The sequence below is a fragment of the Streptomyces sp. NPDC087440 genome, assembly GCF_044744005.1.
Lineage (GTDB): Bacteria > Actinomycetota > Actinomycetes > Streptomycetales > Streptomycetaceae > Streptomyces.
Genome location: NZ_JBIUXN010000028.1, coordinates 76,627 through 92,288 on the forward strand (window position 1 = coordinate 76,627; position 15,662 = coordinate 92,288).

The 15,662-nt window shown below is 71.3% G+C and carries 15 protein-coding genes; 7 read left to right on the forward strand and 8 right to left on the reverse strand.

Going from position 1 to position 15,662, the window contains the following annotated elements; all coding sequences use genetic code 11:
• Window positions 1-649 precede the first annotated feature (649 nt).
• Window positions 650-2,050, reverse strand: a complete 1,401-nt coding sequence (locus tag ACIO3O_RS37920; protein WP_401753891.1) for a helix-turn-helix domain-containing protein — start codon at window positions 2,048-2,050, stop codon at window positions 650-652.
• A gap of 409 nt (window positions 2,051-2,459) precedes the next feature.
• Between ACIO3O_RS37920 and ACIO3O_RS37925 the strand changes: the two genes are divergently transcribed.
• The 6 genes from ACIO3O_RS37925 to ACIO3O_RS37950 are packed head-to-tail and all read left to right on the forward strand — an operon-like array spanning window position 2,460 to window position 8,099.
• A complete protein-coding gene (locus tag ACIO3O_RS37925) occupies window positions 2,460-3,308 on the forward strand; it encodes a sugar phosphate isomerase/epimerase family protein (RefSeq protein ID WP_401753893.1) in 849 nt (282 codons plus the stop codon).
• Window positions 3,305-4,234: a Gfo/Idh/MocA family protein gene (locus tag ACIO3O_RS37930; protein ID WP_401753895.1), complete on the forward strand. Its 930-nt coding sequence runs from the start codon at window positions 3,305-3,307 to the stop codon at window positions 4,232-4,234. Before ACIO3O_RS37925 ends, ACIO3O_RS37930 begins: the two co-directional genes overlap by 4 nt.
• The gene (locus tag ACIO3O_RS37935) at window positions 4,185-5,423 is read left to right on the forward strand and encodes a methionine adenosyltransferase (protein ID WP_401753897.1); all 1,239 of its coding nucleotides are present in this window, start codon (window positions 4,185-4,187) and stop codon (window positions 5,421-5,423) included. The genes ACIO3O_RS37930 and ACIO3O_RS37935 overlap by 50 nt, the downstream gene beginning before the upstream one ends.
• Entirely contained in the window at window positions 5,420-6,313 is an 894-nt protein-coding gene (locus tag ACIO3O_RS37940; RefSeq protein ID WP_401753899.1) for a hypothetical protein, read from the forward strand. Before ACIO3O_RS37935 ends, ACIO3O_RS37940 begins: the two co-directional genes overlap by 4 nt.
• The gene (locus tag ACIO3O_RS37945) at window positions 6,310-7,362 is read left to right on the forward strand and encodes a hypothetical protein (RefSeq protein WP_401753901.1); all 1,053 of its coding nucleotides are present in this window, start codon (window positions 6,310-6,312) and stop codon (window positions 7,360-7,362) included. The genes ACIO3O_RS37940 and ACIO3O_RS37945 overlap by 4 nt, the downstream gene beginning before the upstream one ends.
• Window positions 7,359-8,099, forward strand: coding sequence for a coenzyme F420-0:L-glutamate ligase (locus tag ACIO3O_RS37950; RefSeq protein WP_401753903.1), 741 nt, complete (start codon window positions 7,359-7,361; stop codon window positions 8,097-8,099). The genes ACIO3O_RS37945 and ACIO3O_RS37950 overlap by 4 nt, the downstream gene beginning before the upstream one ends.
• 164 nt (window positions 8,100-8,263) lie before the next feature.
• Here the strand turns inward: ACIO3O_RS37950 and ACIO3O_RS37955 are convergent, their stop codons facing one another.
• From ACIO3O_RS37955 to ACIO3O_RS37965, 3 genes are all read right to left on the reverse strand, one after another.
• Entirely contained in the window at window positions 8,264-8,758 is a 495-nt protein-coding gene (locus ACIO3O_RS37955) for a uridine kinase (RefSeq protein ID WP_401753904.1), read from the reverse strand.
• 77 nt (window positions 8,759-8,835) lie between these two features.
• Window positions 8,836-9,312: a MarR family transcriptional regulator gene (locus ACIO3O_RS37960; protein ID WP_401753906.1), complete on the reverse strand. Its 477-nt coding sequence runs from the start codon at window positions 9,310-9,312 to the stop codon at window positions 8,836-8,838.
• A complete protein-coding gene (locus ACIO3O_RS37965) occupies window positions 9,309-9,842 on the reverse strand; it encodes a hypothetical protein (RefSeq protein ID WP_401753908.1) in 534 nt (177 codons plus the stop codon). The genes ACIO3O_RS37960 and ACIO3O_RS37965 overlap by 4 nt, the downstream gene beginning before the upstream one ends.
• Window positions 9,843-10,552: 710 nt before the next feature.
• Here ACIO3O_RS37965 and ACIO3O_RS37970 point away from each other — a divergent pair.
• The gene (locus ACIO3O_RS37970) at window positions 10,553-10,885 is read left to right on the forward strand and encodes a hypothetical protein (RefSeq protein WP_401753909.1); all 333 of its coding nucleotides are present in this window, start codon (window positions 10,553-10,555) and stop codon (window positions 10,883-10,885) included.
• A gap of 174 nt (window positions 10,886-11,059) precedes the next feature.
• Here the strand turns inward: ACIO3O_RS37970 and ACIO3O_RS37975 are convergent, their stop codons facing one another.
• The 4 genes from ACIO3O_RS37975 to ACIO3O_RS37990 all read right to left on the reverse strand — a co-directional run bounded on the left by ACIO3O_RS37975 (window position 11,060) and on the right by ACIO3O_RS37990 (window position 15,479).
• Window positions 11,060-11,761, reverse strand: coding sequence for a hypothetical protein (locus ACIO3O_RS37975; protein ID WP_401753911.1), 702 nt, complete (start codon window positions 11,759-11,761; stop codon window positions 11,060-11,062).
• A 249-nt stretch (window positions 11,762-12,010) separates the two neighbouring features.
• Window positions 12,011-13,726 carry a DUF6248 family natural product biosynthesis protein gene (locus ACIO3O_RS37980; RefSeq protein ID WP_401753913.1) on the reverse strand — a complete coding sequence of 572 codons (1,716 nt, stop codon included), beginning with the start codon at window positions 13,724-13,726 and terminating at the stop codon, window positions 12,011-12,013.
• Window positions 13,727-13,800: 74 nt separating this feature from the next.
• Window positions 13,801-14,508, reverse strand: a complete 708-nt coding sequence (locus ACIO3O_RS37985) for a hypothetical protein (protein WP_401753915.1) — start codon at window positions 14,506-14,508, stop codon at window positions 13,801-13,803.
• A 53-nt stretch (window positions 14,509-14,561) separates the two neighbouring features.
• The gene (locus ACIO3O_RS37990) at window positions 14,562-15,479 is read right to left on the reverse strand and encodes a phosphoadenosine phosphosulfate reductase family protein (RefSeq protein WP_401753918.1); all 918 of its coding nucleotides are present in this window, start codon (window positions 15,477-15,479) and stop codon (window positions 14,562-14,564) included.
• Window positions 15,480-15,662 lie beyond the last annotated feature (183 nt).

Here is a 15,662-nt window from a genome sequence, read left to right on the forward strand (position 1 = left end):
TGGCCACCTCCGGCCCGGGCGTGGCAGGGACCCAGTGGCCAGGTCCATCAGCCAGCCATGCAGCTCTCACAGCTGACAAGTGGGTGTTGGCCACCGGCCAGAACGAGCGTGATGACGTCTGGCCGCGCCCCTGAGGGGCAGCGGCCACGCCCGCTCGCCGTCCGACGGTGGCCAGCGTGGCCACTCACGTTCCAGAGGCAGTCGTGGTGAGGAATCCGTGGCCGCTTGCTGCAAGGCTCACCATGGCCAAGGGGTTCCTCACCACGGTCGAGAACAGGCTCCATAGCCACCCATGGTTGGCTCGCTGGTTGGCCGCCCCCTCGGGGGCGTGCCGGACCAACCATGGTGCAGTGCCGGGCCAACCATGAGGTGGCGCCGGACCAACCACGGCGCGGGGCCGGACCAACCACGGCTCGCGCCGACTGGGGTCTATGGCCCCGGTGTCCGTGCCGGTCGGTGGACAGAACGGCCGCTCAGGATGGCGTGTGCCGGTGGCCACTGGCCGATGGCCATCGAGAGTGGCCGGTGCGCGGCTGAGTCCACCGCGCCGTTCCTAGCCCGTTATTCGCCGAGCCCGTGCTCACCATGGTCCCGGGCTGCCCAGGTGTGGGCGCCGGTGTCCGGCGTGGGAGACGCGAGCACGACACCTTCAGGCGGGGACAGCACCTGTACGGACGGCGAAGGGGCGTAGCTCGGAGATGCGGTGGGGCATGTAGAGGAGGTCCGCCGTCAACGTCCGTACCGCAGGACGTCGCACCTCTTCCGGGGCGATCTGCTCAATGGCACGCAGGGCGTTGAACGCCTTTTGGCCGTCGCCGAGCTGACGCCACGTCCGTGCGGAGTCCGTCAGGTAGCGGGCGACGCGCTCGACGTTGGAGAGCTGCTTGGGGTCGATGCGGGCGATGTAGGGCACGCCGTCGTCGGGGGTGCCGAGCGCCTGGTAGGTGCTAATGCGGTACATCGCGCACTCGGCCGGGCTCGCGGCGATGGTGAAGAGCCCAACGTCGGGGCCCTCGGCGGGAAGCCGGGCGGCGCTCTCTTCCGCCTCGGCGAGAAGATCGAGTGCCGTACTGCGGCGCTGCCCGGAGGCTGCCGTGTATGCCGCGGTGAGCAGCAGGCACGTCTTCGCGGCCAGCGCCTCGGGGGTGGACCGTGAGGTGTCCGCTCCGAGCGACGTGGCAGTGCGGGCCAGGAAATCGACGGCGGCCGGACTGCGGCCTGCCCGCCGCATCGTGATGGCCAGGACGCGGGCGGCCTCGCTGAGCGCCTGCGGGCTGCCGCTGGCCCGGGCGGCGGTCAAAGCGCGATCTGCCGTAGCGATGGCCAGCTCGGAGTGTTGTTTGACCGCAAGCTCCGTGGCGAGCACGTAGGCGCGAGCGACGGCCACCTGCGCCCGCTCGCGACGGTGGCCGGTGGAAGCGTCGCGGGTTGCCTCCGCTGCCGAGATCAGGGACGGCAGCCCCCTCCCGAGGTCGGCGTACCGAACGTCAGAGAACGCGTCGCGCGCCTTCGCCAGGCCAGCGTGCAGCTCCGTGAGTTTGGCGGGCCGCCCTGGGGCCGCGTCGAAGAGACCGCGTTCCAGTTCGGCGGTCGGATCGGCGGTGGGCTCTGCCGCTACGGCATGGGGGCTGGTGCCCGTCAGCAGCGCGATGCTGACTCCCACGCTGCCGGTCATCATGTCGCGACGGCGCACATCGTCCTCCAAGTCGCCCCGCCCGCCGGGGCCCTTCCCCACTGTAGGGCGGGAGGGCCCTGCATCGGAGATAGCTGATGCAGGGGTGGCGAGGCCGAGCAAGGAGAACGGGATACTCAGGCCTGCCGCGATGCGCTCGATCACCTCCTTGCTCTGGACCAGTCGCTTCCCTCGTTCGATCTCGCTGACGTCGGATTGCGCGAGCCCGGTCAGCGCGCCGACCGTCGTCTGGCTGGCGCCGGTGAACCGTCGGAAGTGCCGGATGAGGATCTGCATGTTGCACTCGGCGAGGGCACGTTCCACGGACGGCTGATCCCACAGGTCGTCAGGAACGCCCAGGGCGGGGTTGGTTCGCACGAGGACCCTCCAGGAGGGCGGCGGGGTGGAGCGCCCAGCGTAGAGCCTCGGTGACTCGCTGTCAGGTAGTCGTGGCGAGAGGTAGAGGGCCGTCCTATAGGGCGCTCGGATGGGCACCGGGCGAAGCCGCCAGCACTCTGAGATGACCGGGCAGCCGCCTGGTGCCACCACCGTCACCGCAGGTCAGAAGCGGTGTGCCGTGGTGCAGTTCGCCACCTCTACGGAGTTCCGATGCCGCAGCCCGCGCCCCCGCCGCCGCCCACCCCGCCGCCTCCGCCGGTCCCCGTCCCGCCGCCCCGGCCGAACTTCCCGCCGACGGGCTAACGCCCATCTTCTACCTGGCCATTGCCACCTCAGGGTGACGGCGGCCGGGAGCCCACCCCAGCAACCAACTTTCCGAGGAGCTTCTGTGCAGAAGACGATCGTGCTCAATCCTGACGAGCTCGACCAGGACCCGGCCGTCGGCATGGACCTGGCCGTCGAGCTGGGCGTCACCCACCTGGAAATCCGCACGGCATACGGGGCGAACGCTCTCGTCCTCGACGACGGGCAACTCCGGCAGGTGCGCCGGCTCGCCGACGACCGCGAACTGACCATCGCTGCGCTCGCCTCTCCTCTCTGGAAGTGGTGCCCGGCCGACGCGAACCCCGGGAAGGTCGACTCCTTCGGCTTCCCCACCCGCGTTGCTCCCGGGGAGCGGGCGGACTGGGTGGACCGCGCCCTCACGGTCGCCTCGGTCCTCGGCACCTCGCGGGTGCGGGTCTTCTCCCACCTGCGGGTCGAGGACACCCTCACCGAGACCCTCCACGACGACCCGCTGCTGCCGTACGCGCTGGCGCGGGCCGAGCAGGAGGGGGTGCGGCTGCTGCTGGAGAACGAGCCGGTCTGCACCGTCGCCCGCCTGGAGCCGCTGCTCGACGTCCTTGGCAGGTTCCCCGGGCTGGGCCTGTGGCTGGATCTCGGCAACCTCCACGAAGTCGGCGACGGCACCGTGGACGCCGTCCGGACACTCGCGCCCCGTACGGAGTACGTGCACGTCAAGGACTTCCTGCCGCGCCCCGACGAGGGCCACGGCGACAAGGCCTTCGTGGCGCCGGGGAGCGGCGCCGTCCCCTACCGGGAGCTGCTGCCGGTGCTCGCGCAGGAGCGGCCGGGGCTGCTGTACGGGCTGGAGACCCACGTCCGCGACGAGCCGGCCGTCGCGCTGGCCAAGGGGGCCGCGTTCCTCCACGACGTGCTGCCCGGTGATCCGGAGTGACCCGGGTCGTGCTGGTGGGTGCCGGGGAGGTCGGCAGCAAGCACATGGCCGCCCTCGGCTCCCGGCCGGGGACGCATCTGGTCGCGGTCGCCGACCCGGCACCGCACGCCGACGTCGCTCCGGGAGTTCCCCGGTTCCTACGGTGGCAGGACGCCCTCGCCCGTAACCCGGATCTGGTGGTGGTCGCCACGCCCCCGGGGATCGCCCTTCGGGTGGCGCGTGCGGCAGCCCGGAACGGGGCCCGCGTCCTGGTCGAGAAGCCCGTCGTCATCAGCCCGGCCGAACTCCGGCCGGTGCAGGAGGAGGACGCCCGGATCTTCGTGGCGTTCCAGCCCCACTTCGCGCCCGGCCTGCCCGCTCTTCTGGCGGCCTCGCCCGCCGTACGGCGTATCGACGTCAGTCTGTCCTGCCGCCGCGACCGCCCGTATTTCCGCACCTGGCGCACCTCGTACGCGACCGCCGGGGGCGTTCTGCATCAGCAGGCGATCCACGGCCTGGCCCTGGCTCTGCGGCTCCTCCCGGACACCCCGATCGTCGCCTCGCGCGCCCAGGTCATCCACGTCCGGCAGTGGTCGGAGACCGAGGACCGGGTCAGTGCCCAGCTTGCCCTGGAAGGCGGGGAGCTGCTGACCATCACGGCCCGCGTCGACGCCGACAACGGCGCTCCCCATCACCACGTCGTCGTGCACTGCGCCGACGGGCGACGGCTGACCGTCCGGGGCCGCAACCTGCACGCCGGTCTCGGCGAACCGGCCGACGCTCCCGGTGATCTGGAGCTGCGGCACGCCCTCTACGACGCCGTCCTCGCCGACCAGCCCCAGCATCCGGCCCTGTTCCCGCTGCCCCTGCTGCACCGCACCCTGGAGGTCATCGACCGTGTCTACCGCTCTGCCCACGTCGTACGGCTTGCCCCCGCTGCCGCATGAACTGCGCACCGAGGTCGTCGAGCGCAAGGGCGTCGGCCACCCCGACACCCTCGCCGATGGCATCGCCGAGCTCGCTGCCATCCGCTACAGCGCCTACTGCCTGGCCGAGTTCGGTGCGGTCCTGCACCACAACCTCGACAAGGTCGCCGTCCTCGGCGGCCGGGCCCGATTCGGGGAGAAGGACGGCACGTACGGCCGGCCGCTGCGCGTCGTCTTCGGCGGACGCGCCAGCAGCAGCTACGCAGGGCGTCAGATCCCGGTCCGCGACATCCTCCAGGCCGCAGCCGCCGACTACCTGCGCGAGGCGCTGCCCGGCTTCGAGCAGGTGAAGTGGGAGGTCCATCACGAGACCACCGACAGCTCGAAGTTCCGGACGTGGTTCAGCCCGCGCAGCTTCAACGACCTGCCCGAGCGGCCGGTGGCGTACTCCAACGACACCGCCTACCTCGTCGCCACCGCAGGCAGGTCGGCCGCGGAGACGGTCGCGCTGCTCACAGAGTCGTGGATGCGCCAGTACCCGTGGGTGGGCAGCGACATCAAGGCCCTCGTCGTGCGCGAGCGGTCCGCCGTCACGGTCACCACGTGCGTGCCCGCGCTGGCCGGCGAGGTGTCGAGCAGCGAGGAGTTCGGCGAAGCCCTCGCCGACGCCGCCCGCACACTGACCGCGCACATCGTGGAGCGGCTGCCCGAGCACACCGTCCGGGTGGTCTGCAACAGCAAGGACACCGGGCGCGGGCCCGTGTCCGGGCAATACTTCACCGTCTCCGGGTCATCCGTGGACTTCGGCGAAGACGGCCTGGTCGGCCGCGGCAACGCCCGCTCGGGACTGATCACCCCGAACCAGATGGCGGGCAACGAAGTCCTCTTCGGGAAGAACGCCGCCTACCACGTCGGGAAGGTCGGCGGCTGGCTCGTCGACGAGGCCGCCGCCGCACTGTCCCGGGATGCCGGGCCCAGCCGGGTCGCCGTGATGTGGCGCAACGGCGCCCGCTACAACGACCCCGCCTCCATCGAAATCACCACCGACCGCCCCGGAGCCATGGGCGCTCGCCAGGCCCAGGAGGTGGTGCGCGCGACGCTGGAGCGCACGGACTGGATGGCCGACCTCGTCGAGAGGCGCCGCTACCTCCCTCAGGTGATCCCCGTGCAGGACCTCCTGGCGGAACTCGGCGAGAGCGGCACGTCATGACCGGGGCCGTCGTGACGACCGGCCACCTCACGTCCGCCCTGGTCCTTCCCGCAGACCTGGACACGGGGCCGGCCCTCGCGGCGGCCGACACCCTCCCCGGGGGCTGGCAGCTTCACCCCTCGATGCCCCTGCCGCCGGGCCATCCCACCGTCCACGTCGCCACCACCGCACAGGAGCCGGACGTCGTCGTGCACGGAGAGACCGTGCGGCTGCGGCTCCCGCACGAGGCGGCCTCCGGTCCCACTCTCGCGTACGCGGTCTACACCGCCACCGAGCGGGCCCGGCAGTTCCAGCGCAAGGTGACCGTGCACGCCAACGCCGCGGTGCACCCGGGCGGCCGGGCGGCCGTCGTTCTGTTCGGAACCAAGGGCGCGGGCAAGACGGCGCTGACCCTGGCGCTCGGCGAACGCGGCTGGACGCACGCCGGTGACGACCTGGTCGTGCTCGGCGATGACCGCGACCACGTCACCCTGTGGCCGGGGAAGCCCACGGCGGCCGTCCGCCCGGCCGACCCCGCCCGCTGGCAGCACCCCAAGCCGGTGATCGGGCTCGACCCATTCCTCGAACACCCGGTGCCGGTCACCCTGTTCGTCCGCATCACCATCCACCCGGCACTCCCCACTGCCCAACTCGCGCCCGCCACCCCGTTCCACGGCACCGAACAGCTCCGTCTCCATGAGGCACTCGGCCGGTACATCTCCGGCCTGCCCACCCCGCTGACCGGCCCCGTTCACGCCCCGTACGGGCCGGTTTGGCCGCTCGACACCGGGGAGCTCGCGCGCTGGCGCTCCAGTCTCATCGCCCGCATGGAGAGCAGCCCGTACGCCTACCTCCATGCTCCCGACCCGCAGTCGGCCGCCGACCTCATCACGAGGGAGACCACGTCGTGACACCTCCTGCTGCCGCGATCCTGCCGTCCCGCAACGAGGCCGAGACCATCGCGGCCGTCGTACGGGCCGCCGACGCCGCACTCGACGACCCCAACGCGGTGATCGTCCACGCCGACGCCTCTAGCGGCCCCGAAACCGCAGCCCGATTCGCTGCCGTACCGACGACGGCCCGCAAGGTCGGCCTCACCGGGCTGCCCCTCGGCAAGGGCATCCAGGTCCTTCACGCCCTCGCCGAACTCGGCATCGGCACAGGGCCGATCCTCATTGCGGACACCGATACCCGCACCCCAGACCCGGCGCTCTACCGCAGCCTCCTGGAGCGGTGCACTGCCGGTGACGCCTACGCGATCGCCGACTATCCCCGGTTCTGGGACGAGGGCAACCTGACCAACCACCTCGCCCGCCCGCTGATCGCCGCCGCTACCGGACTCGACATCCCCCAGCCCCTCGCGGGCGACCTCGCCATGAACACCAGGGCCATCGAAGCCGCCACAGCCGCCGCCAGCCAGTTGCCCCCTGCCCTGGCCACGTCGGTCCACGGCTACGGCATCGACGCGTTTCTCCTGCTGACAGCCGCCCGCGTCGGGGCCGTCGTCACGGTACGCGCATCCGCCCCGAAGCTGCACGCGGCGTCCTTCCCGCACCTTGCCGACATCTACGACCAGGCGGTGCCCGTCCTCCTCGCGCTCACCGGCCCGCCCACCCGTACGTATCGCCCCGCCCCCGTCGACTACCGGCTCACAGAACGCGAGTTGGGACACCCCCAGCGCAGCCGCATGCAAGACGTACTCGACGCTCTGGCGCCGCCCGATCCCCGCTACGATGCCCATCCGTGGCCTGCCCCCGTTACCGAGGCGTGGCACCGGGTGACGACAGGCCAAGCCTCCCCACACGACGCCTCCGCCGCGCTGCGCCCGTACTACATCCACCGGGTGAGGACGTGGCTGACGACCCCGCCCACCGCACGTGCCCATCTGCTCGTCCAGGCCCACCGACAGCTGGCCGCCGACCTGACCCACCACCAGCCCGCACGGAGCAACGCCCCATGAACACCTCGTCCTACTCCGCCTTCAGCCTCGAACCCTTCCCCGTGGTCACGGCGGGCGACGATCTCGCGTCGCTGATCAGCCGGACCCTGGCGGAACAGCACCTGACCTTCGAAGACGGCGACATCGTGGTCGTCGCCTCCAAGGTGGTGTCCATCTCCGAGAAGCGCTACGTAGACCTGGCCTCGGTGTCCGTCAGTCCGCAGGCGCGGTCACTGGCACAGCAGACGGGGAAGCCCGAGGGACTCGTCCAGCTCATCCTGGACGAGTCCCTCGATCACTTCCTGGCCACGCCCAGCGGGCCGATCATCGCCCGGCACCGGCTCGGCTACCAGCTCACCTCCGCCGGAGTCGACCGCGCCGACGACGGCGGCGCGTGGCTCCTTCCCGCAGACCCCGACGCCTCCGCGCGCACCCTCCGCGACGCGCTCAAGGCGACGACAGGGGCCTCCATTGCCGTCGTCATCGCAGACTCCGACGGCCGCGCCGACCGGCGCGGCGCAACGGTCCTCTCCATCGGCACCGCCGGAATCGCCCCACTTCGCATCACGTCCCACACCGGCCCCGACGGCTCCCAGAAGCGTCAGGAGGAGACGTTCACAGACCTCGTCGCGGCAGCGGCGGGAATCCTGCTCGGGCAGCGCGGCCGCGGCGCGCCCGTCGCCGTTCTCCGCGGTATCGAGTTCTCGGCCGGAGATGAGGGAGTCGCCTCCATGCTGCACGCGCGCCCGGCGGAATGAACCGCCGAAGTGTCAAGGACGGGCGCACCGCGCTCCTGATGGTGGCGGCCGACCTGCTCCAGGCAGCCGGACGGTGAGACCATCCCGACCTCGCCGAACAGTTGCACCGCCTCCTGCGCAGTTGGTGAGCTGGCAGCGCACACGGCACACCAAGACGGGTGCCGCTACAGGACCAGGCCGGCGGTCTGCCGGGCGGGCGCTACGTAGCGTTCGAAGGCGCGTGCGGTGTGGGTGTATCCGCGCAGGCCGGGCAGGGGGTCCTTGCCCTCGGTGAGTTTGCGCATCGTCTTGCGGACCACTCTCAGGTCCGCGGGGGTGTCGACGAACACCGTCCAGGAAGCGCGGGCGGCAAGCTGTTTCAGCGTCAGGGCGAAGATGCCCTCGACAATCGTCAGCAACGCGCCTGCGTCTGCGTGCTCGGCGAGGGCTGCCTCAATGCGGTCAGAGTCCAGGGCCAGCGGGTCACTGAAGTCCACCGCGCGCCCCGGGTGTCCGTCCAGCCGCGGGACGCTGGGCGCCCGCGCGGTGTCCTGGTGGTAGCAGAGGTCGAGGTGGACCAGACCCGTGCCGGGCAGCTGCTGGGCCACGGCGCAAGCCAGAGAGGTCTTCCCGGACCCGGCCCCTCCGCCGATCAGGAGAAGACGAGGGTGATGGTGCACGTACAGGCCTCACGCCGAACTGGAGCTGACGGCGCGAGGGTAGTGAAAAGCGGCTCCCGGCAAGGCCGTTCCCGGCATCAGCCTGCGAGGTGCAGGCGGGGGCGTGGGGCGGGCGCGGGGGCGGGTTCGCCGCCGTCTCCGTCGGGGGTGGGGTCGAAGTCGGTGCTGGTACGGGGGTCGCAGCGGCGGGGCGGTCGGATGTCGCTGGCGGGGAAGGTGAGCGGCCAGAGGTGGGTGTCGGGGTCCTGGATGTGGTTGACCATGTGCGCGAGGGACTCGTACCCGGCGTACAAGGGGTGGATGAGGAGCTGGCCGTGCCGGGTGCGGGCGTCGATGAGTCCGGTGTCGCGCAGCTCGCTGACGGCCCGGGAGATGGCGCTCTGCGAGGTGTTCAGCCGGACCCCGAGCTCGGCCTGCGTGACGCGCACGTGGCCGCCGGGCTCCTGGCGGCCCTGGAGGACGTCGAAGATGTCCCGTGCGGTGGGGGAGAGCCGTGCGTTGGGCAGCTGTTCCCAGGCTGCGGGGTTGTGGAAGGCAGCAGGCGCAGTGGTCACGGCCGGTCCTTGTCTTGGGGGAGGGGGACGACGATTTTGTGGGCTTCGAGGGTGGCGGGGCCGAGGCGTTCGATCAGCCGGCGGTGCTTTCGGCTGGAGAAGCGGTACGCGTACAGCGGGTGCAGCTGGTAGTGGCCGCGGCGGGCTTTCCAGATGAAGTGGTGGCGGGCGAGCTCGGCCAGGGCCCGGCTGATGGTGGGCTGGCTGGTGCGGAAGTAGTGGGCGAGCTGCTTCTGGGTGACAGCGGTGATGCCGTCCTCGTCGTGGGCGACGGACAGGTGGTCGAGGATGTCGCGGGCGGTGGCGGAGAGGTGGAACCGCCAGAGGCTGCCGTGGAGTTCCTGCGAGGCGTTCAGGTGGGTGCCGCCCCGCAGCCGGTACGGCCGGGGTGCCGGGTCGTACTGGACGTGCCCGCCGTTGCGGGAGATCCGCTCCAGGGTCTCCACCAGCCTCTGCCCAGCGGAGGGGGAGGCGGCCGGGGCGGGGCCCAGCGGGCGTGCGATGAGGGCGGGTTGTGCAGCCGGGGCCACTGCTGCCTGCGCTTTCTTCCGGAGGTCTACGCCGGGGAAATTGCTTCCAAGGGGGTTTGTGCGGTGGTGTATTCACGGCCGCGGCTGCCTGCTTGACGGTGGAGATGTATTCAGCAAGCGTGAATACATCTCGGGGGTGCGAGAGGGAGATGTATTCATCCAGGGTGAATACATCTCTCGCGAACGTGCAGGTCAGAGCGGTGCCGCTATCTTCTAAAGAACGGCGCGACCGGGGCTGGTCCCGGGCGGGGTTCCCGCTGCGGGCCCCCGGCCCCGTGACGGGCCGCACGGGGCGGGCGGGGCGAAAGGCCAGCAGCGTGGCTGAGCAGGGTGGGTGGTGCAGGTGGTCCCCGCCCGTACGTGACCGTGTGCGGGTCCGTGACCCCCGTCCCTTCGTTGGGCGCGGGTCGTCCCCGCTGGAAGGGTGGCTCCGCCGGGCGAGGGCGTGCGGGACCTTCCCGCGTGGGGAAGGTGAAAGCGGCGCAGCGCACTGCGCGCGGGCTGCTGCACCTGAGGTGCGGGCCCGCCACCGTGGTGCGCTCGACCAGTCGGAAGGGTGACGTGCAGGGCGGGGCGGCGGACGTTCACAGGAGCACTCCCAAGCGGGCCGTGGTGCGGGTAGTGGGTGCTCCCAGGGAACCGTCCGTGCCTCACCAGATCCCTCACCACGGAAGGGGGATCGCGATTACGAGAACGACACGATTCCCGTGGTGAGCGATCTGGTGAAACGCCCCGAATCCCTCAACCCCCTCCTAAATCCTCAGAAACCAAGGAAGGCTGTGGGTATGAACCTCGTTGACGACACCCGCTACCGGCACGACGCCATTGCTCAGGAGGTCGGAGTTCCCGCCGACTGGGCACCGGACTCGACATCGTTCGAGGTAGGACACCAACCCTTCGTCCAGGCGTGGGACGAGGCTCGCCGTCTACGCGCCCCAGCTGTTGACGGAACGCGACAGGCCGAAGCGTACAAGCGTGCGGTGACCAAGCTGGAACACCTATGGGCCGACCTTCGTGACCGAGTACGTGATCAAGAGGTTTGAGGACGGGTTCTACGCGTGCGGGGGAAGGGTTTTGCGTGCTTGGGTGAGGATGCGCTTCCAGGTATCAATGGACTGGCCGTGCTGGCTGGCGAGTTCACGAGCGAGCGCTCCGGCCGTGAGGTGCGGGCGGTCTGCAAGTGCTTGCCTGGCCACCTCCTTGGCGGTTCGGCTGGACTACTGCGTGTCCTGCTCGGCCTGGGCGCGGGCGGTGCGCATGGCGCGGTCCCACTGCCAGGCGGATCCGCCTTCGCGGGCGGCGAGTTCGCCGGCGGCGCCGCGCCGCCAGCCGCCGATTTCCTTGAGGAACTGTCGGGCGACGCGGACGCGTTCCTCGACCTCGGGGGTGGTGCCCTGGCGGGTGGAGGGTGTGCCGGGCCTGCGGCCCGAGACGCCGGTGTTGTCGCCGTTGCGGCGGTTGTCGAAGTCGCGCAGGTCCTGGCGGCGGAAGGCGCGGACGATCTTGCCCGCGATGGTGGTCGCGGTTCCGGTGGGCTCGGGGAAGTAGCCGGGGTTGCTGGTGAGGTACTTGCGGATGGCGCTGGGGTCCAAGCCGAGGAGCTGGGCGGCTGCGGGCAGCGGCACGAGTTCGTCAGCGTCGCCGGTATACAGGGCCGGGTCGGCGCTGAGCACCTTCTTCTTCTTGCGGTCGACCAAGGCGGTGTGAAAGGCCTCGAACTCGGTCCGGTCGTAGTAGTCGACCCGGTCGGCCGTCAGCCGTTTCTCGGGAAAGCGGGCATCTTCCGGCTGCTCCAGGCGCTTCTTCTGCCAGTTGGTCACGGTCCGGTTGGTGGACCCGGTTTTCTGCGCGATCCATTCGCGGCTGACCAGCTCCTGCCCGTCGACGGTGAGTGACAGCGGTCGGGAGGGCGTCGGCATGGTCGTCTCCAGGAGGGGCGGCCGGCACCGGGCGCCTGGTACCGGCTAGGATCGTGGTGTTCCTCTGTTGGGTGGAACACGATGGTCGGCAGGACGTTCAGCCGGGGTTGCCGCTCTGGGCTGACACCTCTTCGAGGTGTCTTCTGCCGGCCGTCACCCATCTCCACCACCTTTTTACACGATGGCAATTATGCACGCATCTTGTGTGGTGTCAACGCCGGCCCGACCCTCATCTGGGCAGATCGCCGGTCAGAACAGCGCCTCCCGGTCCCGGCCCACTCCGCTGACGCCCACAACTGGCTCCTCGACGGCCGGCTGTGCTTGCTCCGGTGGGTTCGGCCCGGGGCGGGCGGGGCCTGGTCCGGTCTTGGGACAGGCGCATCGGCACCACCACACGCACGGTTCGCTGCCGGGACGGGGGATGAGCTGGGCGATGACGCGGCCGGTGGTGTTGTAGATCCAGTCGGTGTTGTTGTCGATGGTGGGTCCGTCCTGCTGGCGGTGAATACAGAGGTCGCACCGGTTGGTCCAGCAGTTCCAGCAGGTACCGCGCTCGCACATGCTCCAGCGGGCGAATCCGAACGGATACTTCGCCTCGACCTTGCGCATGTGGTGCGGCCAGACGTGCTCGCGCACCCAAGCGCCTTGGTCCTCGGGCATCGGGGAGGGGTTGGGGACGGGGTCCACGATGCCCATGATCAGTGCCCCGTGGAGGTTGAGCAGCTTCATGCGCTGCACGGTGCGGAGTTCACTGGCGGTCAGGGTGCGCTGGGGGCGGCTGACGGGGGTGGTCAGGAGGCGGGCGGCGGCCTTCTGGCGGGCGCGCCGGGCGCGCAGCCCCCGGGGGTGAACCCGCGGCCGCACTGCACCGCCCGCCCCGGCAACCGCCCTCGGTGCGTCGGCTGCGGTGCGTACCTGGGGCGGCGCCGCCGGGGGGTGAGGGACGGGTGCCGGGCGCGGGGTGAGGACTCCGGGGCAGTACCCGCCCTCGTCCTCCCACCGGTCGGCAGCCTCGTGCTCGGCGCGGGCCTGCTGTTCAGCGAGAGTGACCGGGGGCCGGTAGGCGCGCAGCGCGCCGAGCTCCAGCGGTGGCAGCCGGTGGGCGGCCGCCTTCTTCTCGTCGCTGGTCATCCACCGCCGGGCCGAGCGAGAGAAGCGGGCCAGATAGGCGGCCTGCTCGTCGGGGAGCAGCCCCTGCGGGAACAGGCGGGCGAGCGCCAGCGCGGTACGCCCCATGGGGGTGAGAGCCAGGACCCGCGCCCCGCCGGCGGGGGGTGCGGCCCAGCACAGGAACCGGGCCGCGTACAGGGCTTTCACCCGCTCCCTGCTGATCCGGCGCCCGCCCTCCCACTGGCCGTGGGTGCGGGCCTGGCGGGCGGTGTGGTCCTTCCAGTACAGGCGGCCGCTTCCGGCGGCCTCCAGCACCCGAACATGTCCGGCGGTCCACCCCAGTTCGGGAACGTAGTGCTCAGCGTAGAAACGGTTCATCCAGTCGGTGTGCCGGTTGTCGGCGTCCATCCCGGTCGCCGCCCGCTCCCGCGCCTCCTCCTCGGCCTCCTCACGCCGGGCCTCGCGTTCCTTCACGGCGCGCTCGGCTCGGGTCAACGGGCGCTCCAGCTGCGCGTGCAGCACCTCGGCGGTCATCTCGACATGGGCGGCGTACTGGGCATGAACCGCGGCGTTCACGGCCTGGGCCGCGTAGTTGGCGAGCGACGACTCGGTGACACCGTCCTGCTCCCAAGCGGCGGCCCACTGCGCCCACTTCTCGGCGTCGCATGCGTGCTGGTGGGCGGTGTGCATGCGGGCTTCCCGCAATGCGGTCGTGCGGCCGGCGGCGCGGGAGGCGGCGAACATCGCGCTGTCCGCGGCGGCAACGGCAAGCTCGGCGGCCTCCTGGGCGACGCGCACGTACACGGGCGGGGGCAGGACATCCCGCTGGGCGGGTGCCGGACTGTTCTCGGTCATGGTTCCTCCGACAAAGGGGGGCGGGGCCGGGGCGGCAGGGTGTGGTGACGCCGCCCCCCGGCGTGGGCGGCCGGTCAGCGGTTGGGGTGGGCGCGCCACTGGGTGCAGGGCTGCTTGTCCTGGCGGTAGCGGGCCCAGGGCGGTCCGGTGGTGTGGTCGCTGGCGAAGTGCTGGCAGTCGGCGCAGGGGGGCCCGAAGTCGCCGGGGTCGGTGACCGGGACGGCGGTGTGCTGCCGGGGCGCGGCCCAGGGGTCGCCGCCGCTGTCGAACTGGACGGTGCCGTCGGGCAGTTGGTGGGCCCATCCGTCGGGCCAGTCGACGGGGGTGGGGCGGCGGCAGATTTCAAGGGCGCGCAGCAGGGCGTACCGGCTCCACAGCTCGCGGTCCCCGCCGGGGAAGGTGACCATGTACGCCGGGGTGGTCACCTGCTGTTCCGGGTGCCGGATGAGCACGCCCGCGCACCGGTCGGGCTCGAAGCGCGTGGCGGAGTGACGGGCGGACTGCCGGTAGCGGATCACGCCGTCGTCCATGGTGCTGGCCTCGCACGCGAACATCCGGTTGAGGCTGATGCTGAGGAAATTGAGTACGTGCCGGCCCGGCTCCGTGCTGCCCGCCAGGCCCTGGCCGAACGGGGCGGGCGGGAAGGTTCCACCGTCCTCGTTGACGCGCCTGTACCGCACGTGGACGGGCAGGTCTGCGAGCAGGACATAGGCGGGCCCGTCGTACCCGGGAAACGGATCAGTGGGGCGAATCCGCGTGCCGGGCAGGGGGATGCTGTGCATGGTGCCTCACAGGGTTGAGATGAACGGTGTGCTGCCGGAGGTGTGGTGCCGTGTCAGCTGCGGGCGCGCTCGATGATCTGGGCCAGGCTGATGGACGGCTTGAACTGGCCCATGGCGGGCTCGGCGGCGGCGTACTCGGCGAACAGCGCGGGGTTGAGCTGGGCGCTGCGGACCAGGTCCTTGGCTCCGGCGAGAGGGCAGGCGCGGCAGGACAGGCGCCGCATGCCCAGGTCGTAGGCCTCGTGGTGGGGGATGCCGTGGTGCTGGTGGGTGTCCCACACCTGGGCGGTGGTGAGGTGGTGGACGGGCAGCCACGTGGTGACCCGGCGCAGGGTGCCCTTGCCCGTCATCCGGTGCACTTCCAGCACCGGTTTCTTCGCGCGGGCCCGGGACTCCTCGGCCCGCATGCCCATGGCGTACCCGGCCCGCGGCGGCCGCCCCAGATTCAGTTCACGGCCGACCTCGTCGACGTAGTCGCGACCGGCGGCGGTCTTGGTGTCGCTGCGGCAGTAGGTGGCCCAGTGACCCGGCCACCGGCCATGGGACATCATCCGCTCCCACAGCGACGGCCACCGGGCGCTGCGCCGCACGGCGAAGGGGACGTCATACAGGGCGGCATACAGGGCGGCGTGAGCGCGGGCGATGTCTTCGGCGCCGGGCCACTCGACGAGCTGCTCCTCGGCGGTGGTGCCCAGGTCGCAGTGCAGGACGCGCACCTTGTGCAGCTGCCCGGCCGCATCGGCCTGGGTGCAGACCTCGTGCACGAGGGCGCCGGAGTCCTTGCCGCCGGACGTGAGGGCGACAACGACGTCGTGGGCGTCGAAGTCGAATTCCGCAGTTCGGCCGGGTCCCGTCGGCGAGGCACCGGCCGGCGCGGCCGTGGGGGCGGGGGCGGGGGGTGAGGCGACCAGATCCCTCTGGTCGGTGCCGCACGCTGCTGCGCACGGCGGGGTGCTGGGCCTTTTCGGCATGTCTCCTCCGTGGTGGTCGGTTACTGAGGGACAGGACCCGATGGGGGCGCGGAGTCGCGGCCGCGCCTCTGCCCGGGCGGGGGTGTCAGGGGGTGGTGTGGCGGTCCGGGGCCAGGGAGCGGCGGTCGGGCGTGCTGTTCGCGGACGTGGGCCCGGGCGGTGCGTTTTGCGTCGTTGGGACTG